This is a genomic window from Flavobacterium sp. N2550 (genome assembly GCF_025947265.1).
Classification (GTDB): domain Bacteria; phylum Bacteroidota; class Bacteroidia; order Flavobacteriales; family Flavobacteriaceae; genus Flavobacterium; species Flavobacterium endophyticum.
Genome location: NZ_CP110007.1, coordinates 2,481,146 through 2,499,439, shown reverse-complemented (window position 1 = coordinate 2,499,439; position 18,294 = coordinate 2,481,146). Strand labels below are relative to the sequence as shown.

20 protein-coding genes are annotated in these 18,294 nt (G+C 42.0%); 14 read left to right on the top strand and 6 right to left on the bottom strand.

The features are described from left to right. Positions 1-45: 45 nt before the first annotated feature. The 7 genes from OLM56_RS11010 to OLM56_RS10980 all read left to right on the top strand — a co-directional run bounded on the left by OLM56_RS11010 (position 46) and on the right by OLM56_RS10980 (position 8,775). A complete protein-coding gene (locus tag OLM56_RS11010; RefSeq protein ID WP_264526997.1) occupies positions 46-1,431 on the top strand; it encodes a TolC family protein in 1,386 nt (461 codons plus the stop codon). 12 nt (positions 1,432-1,443) lie between these two features. After that, positions 1,444-4,728, top strand: coding sequence for an efflux RND transporter permease subunit (locus OLM56_RS11005; protein ID WP_264526996.1), 3,285 nt, complete (start codon positions 1,444-1,446; stop codon positions 4,726-4,728). After that, a complete protein-coding gene (locus OLM56_RS11000; protein WP_121376408.1) occupies positions 4,718-5,809 on the top strand; it encodes an efflux RND transporter periplasmic adaptor subunit in 1,092 nt (363 codons plus the stop codon). The genes OLM56_RS11005 and OLM56_RS11000 overlap by 11 nt, the downstream gene beginning before the upstream one ends. Before the next feature lie 144 nt (positions 5,810-5,953). Beyond that, positions 5,954-6,832 carry an SDR family oxidoreductase gene (locus tag OLM56_RS10995; protein WP_264526995.1) on the top strand — a complete coding sequence of 293 codons (879 nt, stop codon included), beginning with the start codon at positions 5,954-5,956 and terminating at the stop codon, positions 6,830-6,832. A 71-nt stretch (positions 6,833-6,903) separates the two neighbouring features. Continuing rightward, entirely contained in the window at positions 6,904-7,497 is a 594-nt protein-coding gene (locus OLM56_RS10990) for a Crp/Fnr family transcriptional regulator (RefSeq protein WP_264526994.1), read from the top strand. A gap of 106 nt (positions 7,498-7,603) precedes the next feature. Next, positions 7,604-7,894, top strand: coding sequence for a GNAT family N-acetyltransferase (locus OLM56_RS10985; RefSeq protein WP_264526993.1), 291 nt, complete (start codon positions 7,604-7,606; stop codon positions 7,892-7,894). Between the two features lie 5 nt (positions 7,895-7,899). Then, complete coding sequence (locus OLM56_RS10980) at positions 7,900-8,775, top strand: pirin family protein (RefSeq protein ID WP_264526992.1); 876 nt, start codon at positions 7,900-7,902, stop codon at positions 8,773-8,775. 55 nt (positions 8,776-8,830) lie between these two features. Here OLM56_RS10980 and OLM56_RS10975 read toward each other — a convergent pair whose 3' ends face one another. Beyond that, the gene (locus tag OLM56_RS10975; protein WP_264526991.1) at positions 8,831-9,205 is read right to left on the bottom strand and encodes a hypothetical protein; all 375 of its coding nucleotides are present in this window, start codon (positions 9,203-9,205) and stop codon (positions 8,831-8,833) included. Between the two features lie 267 nt (positions 9,206-9,472). Here OLM56_RS10975 and OLM56_RS10970 point away from each other — a divergent pair, with 267 nt between their 5' ends. Then, positions 9,473-9,925 carry a response regulator gene (locus tag OLM56_RS10970; RefSeq protein WP_264526990.1) on the top strand — a complete coding sequence of 151 codons (453 nt, stop codon included), beginning with the start codon at positions 9,473-9,475 and terminating at the stop codon, positions 9,923-9,925. 113 nt (positions 9,926-10,038) lie between these two features. Here OLM56_RS10970 and OLM56_RS10965 read toward each other — a convergent pair whose 3' ends face one another. The 3 genes from OLM56_RS10965 to OLM56_RS10955 form a co-directional block, all read right to left on the bottom strand. Continuing rightward, complete coding sequence (locus OLM56_RS10965) at positions 10,039-10,941, bottom strand: helix-turn-helix domain-containing protein (RefSeq protein ID WP_121376415.1); 903 nt, start codon at positions 10,939-10,941, stop codon at positions 10,039-10,041. Between the two features lie 92 nt (positions 10,942-11,033). Then, positions 11,034-11,873, bottom strand: a complete 840-nt coding sequence (locus OLM56_RS10960) for an SDR family NAD(P)-dependent oxidoreductase (protein ID WP_264526989.1) — start codon at positions 11,871-11,873, stop codon at positions 11,034-11,036. Between the two features lie 95 nt (positions 11,874-11,968). Continuing rightward, on the bottom strand, positions 11,969-12,817 hold the full coding sequence (locus OLM56_RS10955) for an SDR family oxidoreductase (protein WP_264526988.1): 849 nt from the start codon (positions 12,815-12,817) through the stop codon (positions 11,969-11,971). A gap of 198 nt (positions 12,818-13,015) precedes the next feature. On the opposite strand from OLM56_RS10955, the gene OLM56_RS10950 reads away from it, so the two are divergent. The 6 genes from OLM56_RS10950 to fabF all read left to right on the top strand — a co-directional run bounded on the left by OLM56_RS10950 (position 13,016) and on the right by fabF (position 17,246). Next, complete coding sequence (locus OLM56_RS10950) at positions 13,016-13,846, top strand: helix-turn-helix domain-containing protein (protein WP_264526987.1); 831 nt, start codon at positions 13,016-13,018, stop codon at positions 13,844-13,846. 64 nt (positions 13,847-13,910) lie between these two features. Further along, entirely contained in the window at positions 13,911-14,507 is a 597-nt protein-coding gene (locus OLM56_RS10945) for a TetR/AcrR family transcriptional regulator (protein WP_264526986.1), read from the top strand. A gap of 52 nt (positions 14,508-14,559) precedes the next feature. Then, on the top strand, positions 14,560-15,309 hold the full coding sequence (locus OLM56_RS10940) for an SDR family oxidoreductase (protein WP_264526985.1): 750 nt from the start codon (positions 14,560-14,562) through the stop codon (positions 15,307-15,309). Between the two features lie 10 nt (positions 15,310-15,319). Next, entirely contained in the window at positions 15,320-15,754 is a 435-nt protein-coding gene (locus OLM56_RS10935) for a PaaI family thioesterase (protein ID WP_264526984.1), read from the top strand. A 2-nt stretch (positions 15,755-15,756) separates the two neighbouring features. Continuing rightward, the gene (locus OLM56_RS10930; RefSeq protein WP_211331192.1) at positions 15,757-16,005 is read left to right on the top strand and encodes a DUF2798 domain-containing protein; all 249 of its coding nucleotides are present in this window, start codon (positions 15,757-15,759) and stop codon (positions 16,003-16,005) included. Further along, entirely contained in the window at positions 16,002-17,246 is a 1,245-nt protein-coding gene (fabF, locus tag OLM56_RS10925) for a beta-ketoacyl-ACP synthase II (protein ID WP_264526983.1), read from the top strand. The genes OLM56_RS10930 and fabF overlap by 4 nt, the downstream gene beginning before the upstream one ends. Before the next feature lie 9 nt (positions 17,247-17,255). Here the strand turns inward: fabF and def are convergent, their stop codons facing one another. Then, positions 17,256-17,906 (bottom strand): peptide deformylase, encoded by a 651-nt coding sequence (def, locus tag OLM56_RS10920; RefSeq protein WP_264526982.1) that lies wholly within the window; start codon positions 17,904-17,906, stop codon positions 17,256-17,258. Between the two features lie 12 nt (positions 17,907-17,918). Beyond that, positions 17,919-18,293 carry a CCC motif membrane protein gene (locus OLM56_RS10915; protein ID WP_264526981.1) on the bottom strand — a complete coding sequence of 125 codons (375 nt, stop codon included), beginning with the start codon at positions 18,291-18,293 and terminating at the stop codon, positions 17,919-17,921. Position 18,294: the final 1 nt, after the last annotated feature.

Genomic DNA, 18,294 nt, shown 5'->3' with positions numbered 1-18,294 from the left:
GCCTGCTGTAAATTTGCGCTTTCAAACTTATATCAGGCTTAACAAATGACTACAAAAAAAATAAGTCTTTTTCTTTTATCTCTCTTCTTTTTCCAAGGGTTTTCCCAGACTCTTTCGCTCAAAGAGGCGGTAGAAACTGGAATGGCGAATTACGGAACCCTAAAGGCCAAAAGCAAATATGCCGAAGCCTCTAAGGAAACAGTAAAACAGGTACGCAGAGAATACCTGCCCAACCTTAATCTTGCCGCACAGCAGGACTATGGTACCGTAAACGGACAGAACGGACCGCTGTACGGTTTTGGCGGACTTGGCGTCGCTTCATCGGGATTGCCGCTTCCTGAACAAAACTGGAATGCTGCTTTCGGTGCCCTTTATCTGGTCAACATGAACTGGGATTTCTTTTCTTTCGGAAAGGCAAGGCAGCGTATCAACTTGGCAAAAGCCGATGCCGAACGTTTTGACAAGGATTTAGAACAAGAGAAATTTCAGCAGAAAATCAAGATTGCCGCGGCCTACCTCAACCTGCTTGCCAGCCAAAGACTGCTGATCTCACAGGAGAAAAATCTTGACCGCGCGGTTGTGTTCCAGAGGATTGCCGCCGCCAGAGTCAAAAACGGATTATTGCCGGGAGTCGATTCGACCTTGGCTTCTGCAGAGGTTTCACGCGCTAAAATTCAGCTGAACCAAGGCAAGGATCAGGTCAAGGAACAAAACAACAAGCTGGTGGCGCTCATGGGAGTGGACATCAAAGACTTTGTTTTGGACAGCACTTTCGTAAAAGAAATCCCGAAATCAATCTTGCGCCTTGAGACGGCAAACGACACGCTGAATCCGATACTGCAATACTATAAAAGCAGGATTGATTATAGCAAGCAGCAGGCAAAGCTTTTCAGGAGAGAATACTATCCTACCTTCAGCCTATTCGGCGTCTACCAGACACGAGCATCAGGCTTTAACTCCGATTACGCCGTAGACCAGAATTCGTATACCCGAAATTATTTTGACGGCGTAAGCCCTAACCGCCAAAACTACCTGCTCGGCGTAGGCGTAAGCTGGAACTTGACTACTATTGCACGATCGAGCAAAAAGGCCAGCGCCCAAAAGCTTATTTCTGAAGCACTGCAAGAAGAATACAATGTCATCGACCAGCAGCTCAAGACCCAATCAGATGCGGCGGATGCCAAGATCAAATACGCGATGGACAATTATATAGAAGCTCCGAAACAAGTACAGGCAGCCGCTCAGGCCTACCTCCAAAAGACGACCTTATATAAAAACGGCCTGACCAATCTGGTAGATGTAACGCAGACGCTGTATACCCTGAACCGTGCCGAAATCGACCGAGATATCATCTATACTAATGTGTGGCAGTCGCTTTTGATGAAAGCCGCCGCTACAGGAGATTTTGAATTATTTATTAATGAATTTTAATTTTTACGACTGATGAATTTAATACGTTTTGCACTTCGCAAACCTATCTCCATATTGGTGCTCGTGGCCGGACTGTTCTTCTTCGGAATCGGCGCTGTCCGCGACGTTAAGGTAGATATCTTGCCAAAGATGAACCTGCCCGTAATCTATCTGGCACACCCATTCGGAGGGTATACGCCCAACCAGATGGAGTCTTATTTTGCCAAAAACTATGTCAACGTCATGCTTTTCGCCAACGGCGTGAAGTCGATCGAGACCAAAAACACACAAGGCCTTACGCTGATGAAAGTGACTTATTATGAAGACACGAACATGGCACAGGCTGCAGCCGAATTGAGTGCGCTATCCAACAGGATACAAGCCGCCTTCCCCCCAGGCTCGCAGCCGCCGTTCATCATCCGTTTTGATGCCTCGTCGCTTCCTGTAGGTCAATTGGTCTTGAGCAGCAAGACGCGTTCTAATAATGAGCTTCAGGATTTGGCCAACGTCTACGTTCGTGCTTCGTTTACGTCTATCCCTGGACTTTTGTCACCTCCACCTTTTGGAGGAAGCCCTAGAACTGTGGAGGTGAATGTGGATCCGGACCTGCTTCGTTCGCACAACCTTACGCCCGACCAGATTGTAGATGCCATCCGTATCAACAACCAGACGGCACCTTCTGGAAACGTTAGAATCGGCGACCAGAATTACATTACCCCTACCAACAATACGATTAAAGAAATCAAGGATTTCGAAAAGATTCCGCTGTTTAAAGGCGGCGTACAGAACTTATACCTGGGCGATGTTGCGACCGTAAAAGATGGTGCAGATATAACGTCTGGCTATGCCTTGGTAAATGGCAAGCGTTCGGTGTATGTGAGTATCGCCAAAGCGGGCGATGCTTCGACTTGGGACGTAGTACAGAACCTAAAGAAAGAACTTCCAAAAATACAAAGCACGCTTCCAGAAGACGTGAAATTATCCTATGAATTTGACCAGTCGGTGTATGTAATCAACTCCGTAAAGAGCTTGATTACCGAAGGGATTATCGGGGCAGTACTGACCGGATTGATGGTATTGCTGTTCTTGGGCGACCGAAGAGCAGCCTTGATCGTTATCCTTACCATTCCTATTTCTATCATTTCGGGTGTCATGTTCCTTAAATTATTCGGCCAGACCATCAACCTGATGTCGCTGAGCGGCTTGGCATTGGCTATCGGTATTCTTGTGGACGAAAGTACGGTAACCATCGAAAACATCCACCAGCATCTCGATATGGGAAAACCCAAGGCCTTGGCCATCTGGGATGCCTGTAAGGAAATCGCCCTGCCTAAACTGCTGATCTTGTTATGTATCTTAGCCGTTTTTGCTCCGGCCTTTACCATGAAAGGCATACCGGGCGCCTTGTTCTTGCCACTGGCATTGGCAATCGGATTTTCTATGATTATTTCTTTCTTGCTTTCACAGACGTTTGTTCCGGTAATGGCCAACTGGCTGATGAAAAGCCACCCTAAAAAAGAGCACGGTTCTGGCATCACAGACGATGAAGCTGAATTTATCGCTTCGGGGCTTACGGCCGAATCGGAAGCAGACACATTCAACCAGAAAAAAGTACTGGTCGAAAGAGACGATTTTAATAACGACGGCAAAGTCAGCCGTTTTGAAAGATTCAGAAACCGATTCATGCGAATGCTGGAACGATTGTTCCCGCTGCGAAAGCCGATTACCCTCTTATACCTTTTCGGAATTACAGGATTGGCCGTCTTGCTATTGAACGTTATCGGTCAGGATGTATTCCCTAAAGTCAATTCAAGTCAGTTCCAGATGAGGCTTCGCGCTGCAGACGGAACGCGTCTGGAACGTACCGAAGAAAAAGCCTTATTGGTGTTGAAAGAGCTGGAAAACATGATCGGAAAAGAGCATATTGCTATTTCGTCAATCTATGTTGGGCAGCACCCTTCCTTATTTTCCGTTTCGCCAATCTACTTGTTTATGGGCGGACCGCACGAGGCTGTCTTCCAGATCGGATTGAAAGATTATCATGCAGATATGGACGTATTTAAGGATGATTTCCGCAAAAGGGTAAAAAAGATACTTCCCGACGTAAAAGTTTCGTTTGAGCCTATCGAATTGACCGACAAGGTATTGAGCCAAGGTTCTCCAACTCCGATAGAGATTCGAATCGCCGGAAAGAACAAGAAACTTAACGAAGAATATGCCAACAAGCTAATTGCCAAGCTCAACAAGATTGATTATTTCAGGGACGTGCAGATTGCACAGCCGATCAAGTATCCTTCGCTGGACATCAATATCGACAGGACGCGTGCCGCACAGCTTGGCGTTGACATGAGCGAGGTTTCGCGTTCGCTGATTGCTTCTACGTCTTCTTCTCGATATACAGAAAAGAATACTTGGATTGATGAAAAAGCAGGATTGTCATATAATGTACAAGTACAGGTGCCATTAAATAAGATGAAAAGTATCAGCGATATGGGAGAGATTCCATTATTGAAAAATGCTACACGACCTGTATTGAGCGATGTGGCAACCATCACGCCATCGCATACTTACGGAGAGAACGACAACTTGGGTGCCATGCCCTACATTTCCATCACGGGAAATATAGACCATACCGATTTGGGAACGGCTTCAAAAGACGTAAAAACTACCATTGCTTCCTTAGGCGAACTGCCAAGAGGACTATTTATCGAGCCTATCGGATTGAGCAAAGTCTTGGACGAAACCATGAACAGCCTGCAAACAGGATTATTGGTTGCGGTCGTGGTTATCTTCCTGATGCTTTCTGCTAATTTCCAATCGTTTAAGATATCGTTGGTTATCCTGACAACGGTTCCTGCCGTAGTACTCGGTTCCTTGCTGCTATTGCTGCTTACGGGCTCAACGCTTAACCTGCAATCTTATATGGGAATCATCATGTCGGTCGGGGTATCTATTGCCAATGCCGTCCTGCTGGTCACGAATGCCGAACAGCTCCGGAAACATAACGGCAATGCGCTGCAATCGGCACGAGAGGCGGCTTCGTTAAGGCTACGTCCGATCATCATGACCAGCGTTGCGATGATTGCGGGGATGCTGCCGATGGCAATAGGCCACGGCGAAGGCGGCGACCAAGTTTCTCCATTAGGAAGAGCAGTTATTGGAGGTTTATTATTCTCTACTTTTACAGTATTGATTATCTTGCCGCTGATTTTCGCCTGGGCACAGGGCAAGACCTCAACGCAGTCGGTATCACTTGATCCAGAAGACAAAGAAAGCAAACATTATATATCATCTTTACACCCACAAAATGAAAAATAATTTATACAGAACATCGGCCTTGGTAGTGCTTATGGCTACGCTGAACAGCTGTAACATTTCAGAAAAGGCAGAAGCGGCTCCGGCCGAAGAAACGGCTCCGGCAATTGAAACTTTTCAAGTCAGCAAAGAAAAGCTGTCTACAGAGTTGCGTATTCCGGCAGAGCTTACGGGATTTCAGCAAGTAGATATTTATGCGAAAGTGAGCAGTTTTGTAAAAGAACTGAAAGCCGATATCGGAACCCAAGTAAAAAAAGGACAGCTGCTGATGGTGCTTGAGGCGCCGGAAATCAGCTCGCAGCTGGCAGCTTCGGAATCGAGATTGCGTTCACAGGAAGCCGTTTATATGGCCAGCAACAGCACCTATAAAAGACTTTTGGAAACCAGCAAGGTAGAAGGAACGATTTCTAAAAACGACCTAGAACAGGCCGATGCTAGAAAAAACTCGGACTATGCTCAACTGCAGGCAGCCAAGGCTTCGTATAAGGAAATCCAGAACATCCAAGGCTATCTGCAGATACGCGCTCCTTTTGACGGAGTGGTTGCTGCGCGAAATGTCAACCTTGGAGCCTATGTAGGTCCGGCCGGAAAAGGTTCAGAACTGCCTTTGTTCACGATTCAAGAACAAAACAAATTGCGCTTGTCTGTCTATGTTCCGGAGCTTTACACAGGCTATTTAAAGAACGGAGATGAGATCAGCTTTAACGTCAAATCTATGCCAGGGCAGACTTTTAAGGCCAAAGTGGCCAGAATGTCCGGCGCTTTAGACAGCCGCTTGCGTTCGGAACGTGTCGAAATGGACGTGATCAATACGACCAAAAAATTATTGCCTGGCATGGTTGCGGAAGTACTCTTGCCGTTGAAAGCGCAAGACAGCAACTATGTGGTGCCAAAAACAGCTTTGGTCACTTCTAGCGAAGGTACTTTTGTATTGCAGGTCGAAAACAATAAGACCGTCAGAAAACAAGTCCAAAAAGGTCGCGAGGTAGAAGACCGCGTGGAAATCTTTGGCGAGATTCCTGAGAATGCGCAATTGGTCAAAATGGCTTCTGAAGAAATCAAAGACGGCACCCCTGTAAAGTAACTTTCCCCTCTATATATCCACTTAAGGCTTTCGGAATTTTTTCTGGAAGCCTTTTTTATTGGCCTGCCTTTTCGTTTTCTTACAATTTTAGATCTCTGCGTATGCTGAAATTTGTCCTATACAAATCAAAAAAAGATACAGATTATGAAACATTCAGATGCACCAAAGATTCTTATTACAGGAGCCACAGGAACTATCGGTTCTGAACTGGCTAGACAGCTCTCTGAAAAAGGCATCCCTTTTCGAGCGATGGTTCGTTCCTTCGAAAACACAGAAAGCCTTGCTTCATTAGAAGGCACAGAAATCGTGTTGGGCGACTTTAATGATACAGCCAGCCTTTCCAATGCGCTTGTCGGAATCGAAAAAGCTTTCTTGCTCACTAATTCTTCTGAAACTGCAGAACAGCTGCAGCAAAACTTTGTCGCGGTCGCCCAGCGTTCTGGCGTAAAGCACATTGTCAAGCTTTCGCAATTACATGCGTCGGCAGGTTCTCCGGTACGTTTTTTACGCTACCATGCAGCAGTTGAAGCGCAGATAAAAGAATCAGGCATGAAGTATACCTTCCTCCGCCCTAACCTTTTCATGCAGGGACTGCTTGGCTTTAAGGATATTATCAAACAGCAAAATGCGTTTTTTGCTGCTATAGGTGATGCTAAAATCAGCTTGGTCGATATCCGCGATATTGCTTCTATAGCTGCTGAAGCATTGACAGCGTCGGGACATGAAAACAAAGTGTATAATATTACAGGACCGGAAGCCTTGACGCACATGGAACTGGCGGCCTTATTTTCTGAAGTATTGGACAAGCCGATACAATTTATAGACATAACGCCAGAAGAGATGAAAACGGCACTGCTTTCTGTCGGCTTCCCTTTGTGGCAGGCGGATGGGCTTATCGAAGACTATGCGCATTATTCAAGAAATGAGGCTTCTGAAGTGTGTGCTACCGTTGAAAACATCCTTGGGAAACCGGCACGCCAATTCAAGAATTTTGTCGAGGATTTTGCCGAAGATTTTTCTTGATGAATGCTGCTTTGAAAATAGAGGATATTTCTTAAATTCGTAATCGTTCGCCCATATCCAATTCCTAAGCTATGTCTGATCTTTTTAAAAAGTATATCATCGAGACCCAATGCGGCACCGAAAGCCAGTATGAGGCGGTCGAGCATCTCGTCTATCCTGTAGCAATCAAGAAAGGAGAAATGCTGCTACGAAAAGATGAAATCTGCGACAAGGCTTATTTTGTAGGCAAAGGCATCCTGCGTTCTTATACTGTTGATGAGGCAGGGAAAGAACATACGATACAGTTTGCTCCTGAAAATTGGATTATTGCCGACCGAAGCAGCTTTTATTTCAATGAGCCTTCGGAGATGTATATTGATGCCTTAGAAAATACAGAAGCAATTTATGTGAAAAAGGAGTTTTTTGATAAGGCCGAAAAAATCTTCGAGAATTTTGCCAAAGTCAATACGCTGGCGCTCCATAATAATATCCGGCACATGGAAAAAAGAATCAATTATCTGTTAAGCGCTTCCGCAGAAAAAAGGTACCTGAAATTTATCGAGACCTACCGTGATTTGTCCTTACGGGTTCCGCAACAGCTTATTGCTTCCTATCTTGGAATTACTCCAGAGGGTCTAAGCAGGGTGCGAAAGGAACTCGCCAACAAGAACTTCAACAGGGATTAGCACCCGACAATTTACTGACATTTCTTTGTAGCTGCATTTCTTAACCTAGGTCAAGTGCCATGAGTTTTATACTGCGTAATTTTACGGTATCAAAAAAAGTAAAATCATGGACTATACATTCACAAATAATGAAAGCCGCAAGCGATTTGAAATCACCCTTGATGGCAAGACAGCCTATGTAAAATATGAGCTTTTTGACGGAGGCATTGCGTACATGCATACTATCGTTCCGCCAGAACTCGAAGGCAAGGGCATTGCCTCTGCCTTGGCCAAATATGTACTGGAGTATGCAAAAGACAATACTTTAAAAGTCAAGCCCTATTGTCCGTTTATAAATGCGTATATCGACAGGCATCCTGAATATCAGGAAAATTCACTTTTTCACACTAAAAATTGATTATCATGACAACAAAAAAGATAGAAAGAATCATAGCACCGCCTGCTCCTCATATGGTTGGCGACGGTTTCAGGGTACATAATTTTATTCCATCGGGCGCATCTTTGAGCATGCAGCGCATGAGCCCATTTATCATGATGGACTACAATTCTAAGTTTCATTTTCCTCCGACTAATGAACTGAGAGGCGTTGGCGTGCATCCGCACCGAGGTTTTGAGACGGTTACCATTGCCTATAAAGGAAAAGTAGCCCATCATGACAGTGCTGGAAATAGCGGTGTTATTGGCGAAGGCGACGTACAGTGGATGACGGCTGCTTCGGGCATCTTGCACAAAGAATATCATGAAGAGCAGTTCAGCAAAGCAGGAGGCGATTTTCAGATGGTTCAGCTTTGGGTGAACCTGCCGGTAAAAGACAAGATGTCGGCACCGAAATACCAAGGAATTACGAATAGCGAAATCAATAAGTACGAACTGCCTGAGGGCGGCGGATTGGTAGAAGTAATCGCCGGAAACTACAATGGTGTTTCAGGAACAGCTTCTACATTTACTCCCGTAGGTTTGCTTAATGCTAAGCTGCATAAGGGCGCAACGGCTTCCTTTAATTTTCCAGCAACATACAATACTGCGCTTTTGGTCATCGAAGGAAGCATAAAAGTAAACGGCAGCGAACAAGTACCGACAGATAATTTTGTATTGTTTGCCAACGAAGGAGAAGAATTTACTGTTGAAGCGCTAGAAGATGCCGTAGTATTAATCTTGAGCGGAGAACCTATTAACGAGCCTATAGCTGCCCATGGTCCTTTTGTGATGAATACGCAACAAGAAATTATACAGGCTTTTAATGACTTTAACTTAGGTCGTTTTGGCTATCTGGAATAAGTAAGATGGTTTGGTTTTAAAAACCCCGAGGCATGGCTTTGGGGTTTTCTTTTTATTAGAATTCGGTTTCAAAGCCGATGTATTCTTGGTTTCCGTTCACCCAGTAGCGGGAGATATAATTTTCATCGTTCTGGAAACATTGCAAGGCCTTGTCAATGATAAGGGCATCGTATATCTTATAGTCTTGAATCTGGTGTTCGTCAAGGATAAGGATAATTTCAAAAAAGGTTTCGGATTCTTTTTCGTCTTCTTTTTCGGCATTCGCCTGGCTTTCGATATCGCAGAACGATTCGACACGGTACAATTCGGCCTTACCCGACTTTAGGCTTTCTATTATCTTATCGATAATGCTTTTTGTGCTTATATCGTCTAGGTTTTTTCCTGCGATTTCTAATTTTTCTGGCATCTTAAACTGGCATACTGCAACCATCTTGTTCTTTTTTAGGTTTAGCAGCTTATCGGCTATTAAGCACTGACTGCTAATTATTTACAAAAATCCAACTCTAGCTAATTTCGGTTATTTCTCGCAAAAAAGCATTATACAATTGCTAAGAGGATTTATATCTTACGACATTTTTGATACGTTAAATTAAAGCCAAACAGTCGTTTTTGGGGTTTTCGTTTTTTAAATTTGAGTAACAAACGTAATTTGAATTTTGCTTGTAATTAATTTTAAACCTAAAATTTAGTATTAAGTATGAGACTATTCGAAGAGAAGATTAACATTGTGTTGGCCGACGATGACGCGGATGAATGCAGCTTATTTAGAGAGGCTATCAATGAAATCAATGAGAATTACAATCTTGTTTTTTTCTCCAATGGGAAGGATTTGATGAATTATTTGAACGACGAAGAATGCGAAAGTCCTGACATCATCTTTCTTGACCTTAACATGCCTGTCATGTCTGGAATTGACTGCCTTAGCAAAATACGTAGTGACAATCGATATGCAGATACTAGTATTGCAATTTATTCGACATCATCTTCGGAACAGGACCAGGAAGAAACCTTTATGCTCGGAGCAAATGTGTATATTAAAAAGCCGAACGACTACGAGAAGATGAAAAAAGTGCTTCAGCATGTATTGAGGACTTACTGGCAGTATCACACATCAAACATGAATAGGGATACTTTCTTGATTTCAGTTTAGAATTTATTAATCGCCATCTTAAGGATGGCGATTTCTTTTGTACCTTATAGAATCAATTTATATAAAAAAAGCCGTTCCTTGAGGAATGGCTTTTCTATGATTAGTGGTTAGAGTTATGCAGACCGATAGACCGAAGGTGCCATCTGTATCTGTTTTTTGAAAAAATTATTGAAATGGGCGGGTTCTTCAAAACCCAAACAGTAGCTGATTTCCGAAATATTCCAGTCTGTATGTTTTAACAAAGCTTGGGCTTCGCTGGCCAGTCGCTGTGAGATAAGGTCGGTTGTCGTCTTTCCTGTCGTTAATTTTATGGCTCTGTTGAGATGGTTTACGTGCACATAGAGCTTTTCTGCAAAATCTTTGGCAGAACGCATCGAAAACCGCTGTGAAGGCGATTCAATAGGAAATTGTCTTTCAAGCAGTTCTGTGAAGACAGAGGTTATCCTTGAATTTGCATCGGGATGCTGATAGAGTTTTTCCGACGGTTCTATTTTCATGGCACCGTGAATCATTTCGGTTACATAATTCCGAAGCAGGTCGTATTTGTAGATATAATCAGAATTGATCTCATCAATCATTCGGGTAAAAATATCGCTTATCTGCTTGTCTTGCTCTTCATTCAGAATGTACGCCGGTTTTCCTCCAATCTTGAACATTGGCAGGTTCGTAATACTATTTCTAAGTGATTCTGTGAAAAAAGCTTCTTTGAAAATACAGAAGAAACCGCTCTTCTCAGCCGATAACGACTCAACCGTATACGGAACTTGAGGGTTGAAGAAAATAAGCGCTGTCCCATCCACTTCAAGGCTCTTGTCGGCATAATGGAACACATTTTTCCCACGGGCAAGGCTGATCTTATAAAAATCTCTTCGCGTATAGCTTACCGGAATAAGCACGCCATCTTTATAGCAGTCTTCGGTACGGAAGACATTGAAATGTCCTAAATCTTGCAGGTTGTCCGGCAAGTAGTCGAATTTCTTTTTATAAAAATCTTCAATTGTTTCTATTTTTGCCATGATTTCTATTTTTCATTTATGCCAAGACCTGATTTTCGCAGGCTTGGCATGTTATAATGAGAATTATTATAGCTGTAAAATTCAAACAGCCGTTAGTTAAAGTCTGTCGAAAGGCTGGTATCTTTCCAGTCTTCGAGCATCGAAGAAAGTGTTCCCATTTTAGCGGCCGCCCTTCTATAGGCATCGCTTCCTAGATATAATCGGACAGGAGGGTTTTCACTTTCAGCCAAATCAATCATTACTTGTGCCGCTTTTTCAGGATCTCCCAACTGCGTGCCATTCATATTTCGGAACCTGTCGTGAGAAGCATGAACATCTTCGTAATCATCAATTGCGTTTTTGGCAAATACCAAGGATTCTTTTGTCAAAAATTGCGTCCTGAACGCGCCCGGTGCAATGGCGGTGACTTTTGTTCCCAAAGATCGTACGTCATCTGCCAGGGACTCTGACAATCCGATTATCGCGTGTTTTGCCGCTGCATAGATCGACCAGCCAGTTGCTGGAGCAAATCCGGCTATGGACGAAATGTTGATAATATAGCCCGAACGTTGTGTTCTCAAATAAGGCATCGCATACTTGATCACGTTTATTGTTCCGAATACGTTGATATTGAAGGCTTCAGCTATTTCTTCTTGGGCTAATTCCTCGATAGCTCCTCCTATTCCGTATCCGGCATTGTTCACAATAACATCTATCTTTCCGAAGACTTCTTGTGTTTTTTTAATCGATTCAGCCACAGACATTTCATTGATCAAATCTACTTCCAAAGGTAAGAAATTTTCTGAATTCTCTGCGCCTACGGCAGCGCTCAATGTAGCACTGTTTCTTGAGGTTGCGGCAACTTTATAGCCAGTTGCCAATAGCTTTTTAACCAGCGTGAGCCCAAGTCCTTTCGAGGCTCCTGTTACATACCAAATTTTATCTGTTTTCATACTGCTTACTTTTTGTTCTTTTAATTTAATTGTTGCGAGGTAAGAGGATGCCGTCCTTGAAGTTTACTTCAGACGTGAGGAGCTGGCGCTATTGCCTAGATTTCGTATCCTGTTGCTGTCGCAAATTCTCTTACGGCCTCCATGTTATTTCTCACTGCCTGTATTTTGACCTCCGCCATATCGTAAGCGTCTTGGCCTAAAAATAAATGTACTGGAGGGTTTTGCATCTCTGCTGTCTTGATGAAAGCCAATGCCGCTTTTTGCGGATCTCCTTGCTGGTTTCCATTGATTTCGTTTTCGTGAGCCGCTTGGACATCCCTAACCGTTTTATACTCTTGAAGCTGGTTTTTAGGCACATTCAGAGAAGAGTCGTTTAAGAAATTGGTCCTAAAATATCCTGGAGAAACGATTGTCGCTTTGATTCCGAAATCTTTTACTTCTTCCGCTAAAGATTCGGTAAAGCCCTGAACTGCAAACTTAGTTGCGCAATAGATTCCGAAGCCAGGAAAAGATCCAGTAAATCCGCCGATTGACGATACGTTAAAAATATGCCCTGATTGTTGCTTGCGTAGATAAGGCAATACTTTTCGAATTACGTTCAACGAACCGAAAACATTCACGTCGAAGTTTTGTCTTGTTTCGGCATCTGTCAATTCTTCTAGCGCTCCTGCCAATCCATATCCAGCATTGTTCACTACGACGTCAATGCTGCCAAAGCGTTCTACTGTATTTTTGATACTTTCTTCAACACTTTCTTCACTAAGAATATTTACGGCCAACGGCAGAAAGTTTTCGTTTTCGCCTACTGCTTCCTTAAGGTCTTCTAGGCTTCTTGAGGTTGCCGCTACTTTCTTGCCCTCACTTAATAATTGTTTTGCAAGAGCCAGACCTAGTCCTTTTGAAGCTCCTGTGATATACCATACTTTTTGATTTGAATTTTCCATGATTTTGATAGTTTTAAATGATTAATGATTTTGTTTAAATTTGATAAGGCAAAATTAGGGCAGCAATCGAGCGCAGTTATTGCGTAGAGCAAAGCAAAACTTGCAAAATTCAAACAATTCTGTTCTTTGGGTGATTATTTTGGAGTATCCCGTTCCTTTCGACCTAATGCGGCTATCTTTGTTTTGAAATTATCTTCTATGGAAAAAGAAAGCACGTATATTGAAAATAAGATTCCTGTCCCATCAGAATTTGAAGATGTGTTTTCCTATTTCTATTCGGCTAAAAATACGGGGGAAACACCAATCCATAAGACTTTGTTCCCGACTTATCAGACTATCCTAGTCTTCTGTTTTGGCGAAAAAGCGTCACTAACAACTAAGAAACAGACAACAATTACAATTGAAAAGTGCCTCGTTTTAGGCCCGATCCGTCAGCCAATCGAGTATGTATTGCCTGCGAGCTCAGAAATACTGGTTGCAAATTTCAAAGGCGATGCCTTTTATCGTTTTTTTGGATTGTCATTGATTTCAGACACGATTCCGGTACATCCCGATGATTTGGTTGACGAAAATTGCTTTACGCTTTTGTGGCATTCTTTAAAAGATAGAATTTCGGCTGAGGAAAAAGTGGCTTCCATTCTTGATTTTAGCCGGCCTTACCTTAAAAATAGAGAGCTTGGTTATGAAAGCATTAGCAATTTTGATGAAGAAAATCTGAATCCTATCAAGGCTATTGCCGACAAAACCAACCAAAGCGAAAGAAACATACAGCTTAATTTTAAAAAATATTTGGGCTTTAGTGCGAAAGAAATCAATCGCTACAGGCGCTTCATAAAAGCGTTAGAACTGCTAAACGAAACGACAGAAACTTCAAAAAAAGCAGATTGGATTGCTATTGTCGAAACTTGTGGCTACTATGACCAAAGCCAGCTCATTCATGATTTTAAGCATTATCTAGGCCTCTCGCCTACTAAATTCCTTAAGTTTCAAGAGGAAATCTGTATTCCAAAAATAGACCAAGCAGAATAATTCAAAACTTTAATCAAACATTAACAAATAATACCAATTGGTATATTTAACTTTGCGGTGTTATTTGACTATCATCATGGGCAAGGCAGAAAAAACCAGATCATACATTATCGAAAAGACAGCACCAATCTTTAATATTAAAGGTTATGCTGGCACTTCTATGAATGATATCACGGAAGCAACCGGGCTTACGAAAGGCAGCATCTATGGCAATTTCAAAAATAAGGATGAAGTCGCATTGGAAGTATTTGAGCACAATAAAAAGAAAATGCAGAATCTCTTTACATTGGAGATCAGCAAAAAAAGTAGTTACAAAGACAAGCTCCTTACCTATCCAGAATTGTATGAGCAATTCTTTTCCAAACATTTCATCGACGGCGGCTGTCCGATAATGAATACAGCTATTGAAGCCGATGATACGCATCCACTGTTAAAAGAAGCAGCCAAGAAAGCAATTTTAGTATGGAAAGACAGTCTCATGCATCTTATACAAAAAGGCATCGACAATAAAGAATTTAAGCCTGATACCGATCCAGAAGAAACAGCTTTGTTGATACTTTCTATTATCGAAGGCACAGTAATGGTTGCAAAACTAACAGGAAAGGTCAATTATCTCAAGACATTAATGCTTTCGTTGCGAAAACTAATAAACGAATTATAATTTTTTTTAATTAAAAATATACCGATTGGTATAAAATAAATACAAAAACAAAATGAAAACAAGTAAAAACACAATTTTAGTTACCGGCGGCGGTTCAGGAATCGGATTCGAAATCGCTAAATTATTTTCTCAAAACGACAACCATGTCATTATCACCGGAAGAAGCGAAGAAAAGCTTAAAAAAGCAGCTTCACAGCTTACAAATGTCACAGCCATTGCGGCCGATATTACCAAAGAAGAAGACGTAAACAGTTTGGTGCAAAAAATCACAAAAGATTTTCCAAATCTTAATGTTTTGATAAACAACGCTGGAAACGCTTCTTATTATGATATATTGGCTCCCAATGCAGATGCCTTTTCAAAAGCTTCAGACGAAATAAATACCAATTACCTTTCTATTGTAAGATTAACTGAAAAACTGCTTCCTGTTTTAAATTCCCAACCAGAAGCAGCAATAGTAAACGTCTCATCAATAGTCGCTTTTGCGCCAAATAAAGTTTTAATTTCGTATTCTGCTAGTAAAGCGGCCTTGCATTCCTACACGCTTTCGTTGAGAATTGCTTTGGAAAGAAGTTCTTTTTCGACACAAGTGTATGAAATAATGCCTCCTTTGGTAAATACCGAATTTTCAAAAGAAATCGGCGGCGAAAACGGAATCAGCCCAGAAGTTGTCGCGCAAGATTTGTTGAATGCTTTCAAAGAAAATCACTTTGAAATCCACGTTGGACAGACTGCAGACATTTACCAGCTTTCGCTTGCTTCTCCTAAAGATGCCTTGCTGGCAATGAATTCACGATCCTAAAAACAGTTAGATGAATAACGAAGCTTTTCATTTTTTAAAACAGCATATCGGGAAGGAAGTCACACAGTCTCCTTCCCCATTCATGAACTGGCTCAAGCCTAAAATGGTTTCGGTAGAAGAAGGAAAACTTTCCTTTGAATACACGATCCGAAAAGAAATGACTAATCCTTTCGGTACCATGCATGGTGGTGTCATCGGTGCCATAATCGACGATGCCATAGGCGCCACGCTGATTTCGTATGGCGAGCCGCATTTTTACGTTACCATCAATAATGTGATTGATTATTTTGCATCTGCAAAAGAAAACGACGTAATTATCTCAGAAACAGCCATCAACAAAAAAGGAAAGACGATCGTAAATGCACAATGTGAAATCTGGAACAAAGACAAAACTAAATTGCTGGCAAAAGGCTATACCAACCTATTGAAGACGGACATAAAATAAACATGAAAAAGAAGAAAATAGCATTTGCGATGATTATGGGAATAGTAACGACATGTATTATTTCGTTTTTGCTCATTTCCATAAATGTAGGTTTTACAGAAAATTTCTTTACGATTTGGATCAAATCATGGATGCTGGCTTATGTCATCGCAATTCCTGCTATCTTGCTGATTGCTCCAAAAATAGAACAATTGGTAGAAACACTTTTTAAGGAAAGTATTCCTGCCGACACTAAAACAAAAAACAAATGAAACGAGTAGTTATAACAGGCCTTGGCGCCATAACGCCTTTGGGAAATTCAGTTGATGAATTTTGGAAGAATATCATAGACGGAAAAAGCGGCGCTGCCAAGCTGACAAAATTTGATGTTTCAAAGTTCAAGACCCAGTTCGGATGCGAAGTCAAAGATTTCAATCCCGAAGACTATATGGACCGCAAAGAACTCAAGAAATATGACTTGTTTACGCAATATGCCGTCGCCGCATCCGATCAAGCTATCAAAGATGCTGGACTGAATTTCGAAGCCATGTCGCAAAAAGAACGTTCTGATGTTGGCGTCATCTGGGCTTCTGGAAACGGCGGGATCACTACTTTTGAAGAACAGCTGAAAGAATTTTTCAATGGCGATGGCACGCCGCATTTCAATCCGTTTTTTATTCCAAAGATGATTGTGGATATTGCAGCCGGCGTTATTTCGATTAAAAACAAGCTTCATGGTCCCAATTATGCTACGGTTTCAGCCTGTGCTTCTTCTAATACTGCGATAATCAACGCTTTTGATACCATACGATTAGGTAAGGCAAAAATCATGATTGCGGGCGGTTCTGAAGCGGCAATCACGGCTTCTTCTATTGGCGGTTTTAATGCTTCTCAAGCCTTATCCAAAAGAAACGACGAACCACAAAAAGCTTCTCGTCCGTTTGACAAAGATCGTGACGGATTTGTAGCTGGTGAAGGTGCCGGTGCCCTAATTCTTGAGGATTTTGATCATGCTATCGCAAGAGGCGCGACAATTTATGCTGAAATCGTCGGTGGCGGTATGGCCGCAGATGCATATCATCTGACCGGAACTCCCGAAAATGGTTTTGGAGCTTCTCTAGGGATGCAAAAAGCAATGGACGAAGCGGGAATTTTAGCGAAAGACATCGATTATATCAACGCTCATGCAACCTCAACGCCACAAGGCGATAGTAGTGAATTGAATGCCATTAAAGGAATTTTTGGCAATCATCCAGTTGCTATCAGTGCAACAAAATCAATGACAGGACATTTGTTAGGTGCTGCCGGAGCTATCGAAAGCATCATTACAGTGTTATCTGTAAAAAACGATATCATTCCAGGAACCATTAATACGGAGAATGTAGATGAATCTATGGCTGATTTGAATATTGTACTAGGCAAATCTATAAACAAAAAAGTGAATTACGCCTTGAACAATACTTTTGGCTTTGGAGGCCATACGGCCAGTACCATTTTCAAAAAGTATTCTTGATAACGAGAATTATTGTCTTCTGAGACGTTTTTCTAAAAACAAGTTGATCTCATTACTGACAGGAGAAACTTCTATTTTTTCTTGTTCTTTCATCCTGTCGGTAAAAAGAATTCCTTTCAGATGATCGGTTTCGTGCTGAAAGATAACAGCAGTAAAGCCTTCGATGATTTCTTCGCAAGGCTTTCCGCTTTTATCCAGATACGTTAATTTTATAGTGTAATTTCTCAAGACATCGCCGCTAATATCTGGAATAGAAAGACAGCCTTCTTTTCCTTTTCGCAACAAAGCCGAACTCCAAGTTATCTTTGGATTGAAATACAATTCAAACGGCTCTCCTTCTTTATCAAAACGCTGTACCCAGATGACATTTTTATTAATTCCAACCTGCGGCGCTGCAATTCCGATGCCAGGATTGGCAGGATCTCGCATTGCCAAAAACATTCGTTCCGCTAGCAATGGCAGCAGGTCGTCTTTCGGGTCGACATCTGTTGAAACTGATTTTAGTATTTTTAGTTCTTTCTCGTCTGTTATCTGAATAACCTTGAGCATCGTTTTCGTATCTCCAGACTGAATCAAATTCCGTTCTGATTTCGTAAACTTTTGGGCAGAAACGCCTATCGTTACTAACAATAAGACAAATGTCAAGGTTAACTTTTTCATAATAGAATAGCTTTAGGTCGCTGCTGCGGCTGAAAACGCAGGGATTAGCACCGATGCAACAAAAATAAAATAGAAAATGATAAAAATAAAGAACAACGAGCCGATGCACAATCCGATAATGGCACAAATTCTTCCAGCGCTTAAGTTCTGATATCCGTCGTATTCCTGTGGATTTTCACGATACAGTTGCATGTCTTTTTTCGCAATCACTAAGGCAATGATGCCCAATATGATTCCGAAAATACCATAACAAAACGAGGTAACTACCGAAGTAATTCCTAAAACAAGTACGGTCGTGGCATTTGGAAGTTGTTTTCTATAATTTTGCCTATACGGTTCTGCTCTATAGGATTCTTGCTTGTACTGTTCTTGGGATTGGTTTTCCATT

Coding starts and splice junctions, on each gene's coding strand:
- OLM56_RS11010 (WP_264526997.1), top strand. CDS start 46: ATGACTACAAAAAAAATAAGTCTTTTTCTTTTATCTCTCTTCTTTTTC.
- OLM56_RS11005 (WP_264526996.1), top strand. CDS start 1,444: ATGAATTTAATACGTTTTGCACTTCGCAAACCTATCTCCATATTGGTG.
- OLM56_RS11000 (WP_121376408.1), top strand. CDS start 4,718: ATGAAAAATAATTTATACAGAACATCGGCCTTGGTAGTGCTTATGGCT.
- OLM56_RS10995 (WP_264526995.1), top strand. CDS start 5,954: ATGAAACATTCAGATGCACCAAAGATTCTTATTACAGGAGCCACAGGA.
- OLM56_RS10990 (WP_264526994.1), top strand. CDS start 6,904: ATGTCTGATCTTTTTAAAAAGTATATCATCGAGACCCAATGCGGCACC.
- OLM56_RS10985 (WP_264526993.1), top strand. CDS start 7,604: ATGGACTATACATTCACAAATAATGAAAGCCGCAAGCGATTTGAAATC.
- OLM56_RS10980 (WP_264526992.1), top strand. CDS start 7,900: ATGACAACAAAAAAGATAGAAAGAATCATAGCACCGCCTGCTCCTCAT.
- OLM56_RS10975 (WP_264526991.1), bottom strand. CDS start 9,205: ATGGTTGCAGTATGCCAGTTTAAGATGCCAGAAAAATTAGAAATCGCA.
- OLM56_RS10970 (WP_264526990.1), top strand. CDS start 9,473: ATGAGACTATTCGAAGAGAAGATTAACATTGTGTTGGCCGACGATGAC.
- OLM56_RS10965 (WP_121376415.1), bottom strand. CDS start 10,941: ATGGCAAAAATAGAAACAATTGAAGATTTTTATAAAAAGAAATTCGAC.
- OLM56_RS10960 (WP_264526989.1), bottom strand. CDS start 11,873: ATGAAAACAGATAAAATTTGGTATGTAACAGGAGCCTCGAAAGGACTT.
- OLM56_RS10955 (WP_264526988.1), bottom strand. CDS start 12,817: ATGGAAAATTCAAATCAAAAAGTATGGTATATCACAGGAGCTTCAAAA.
- OLM56_RS10950 (WP_264526987.1), top strand. CDS start 13,016: ATGGAAAAAGAAAGCACGTATATTGAAAATAAGATTCCTGTCCCATCA.
- OLM56_RS10940 (WP_264526985.1), top strand. CDS start 14,560: ATGAAAACAAGTAAAAACACAATTTTAGTTACCGGCGGCGGTTCAGGA.
- OLM56_RS10935 (WP_264526984.1), top strand. CDS start 15,320: ATGAATAACGAAGCTTTTCATTTTTTAAAACAGCATATCGGGAAGGAA.
- OLM56_RS10930 (WP_211331192.1), top strand. CDS start 15,757: ATGAAAAAGAAGAAAATAGCATTTGCGATGATTATGGGAATAGTAACG.
- fabF (WP_264526983.1), top strand. CDS start 16,002: ATGAAACGAGTAGTTATAACAGGCCTTGGCGCCATAACGCCTTTGGGA.
- def (WP_264526982.1), bottom strand. CDS start 17,906: ATGAAAAAGTTAACCTTGACATTTGTCTTATTGTTAGTAACGATAGGC.
- OLM56_RS10915 (WP_264526981.1), bottom strand. CDS start 18,293: ATGGAAAACCAATCCCAAGAACAGTACAAGCAAGAATCCTATAGAGCA.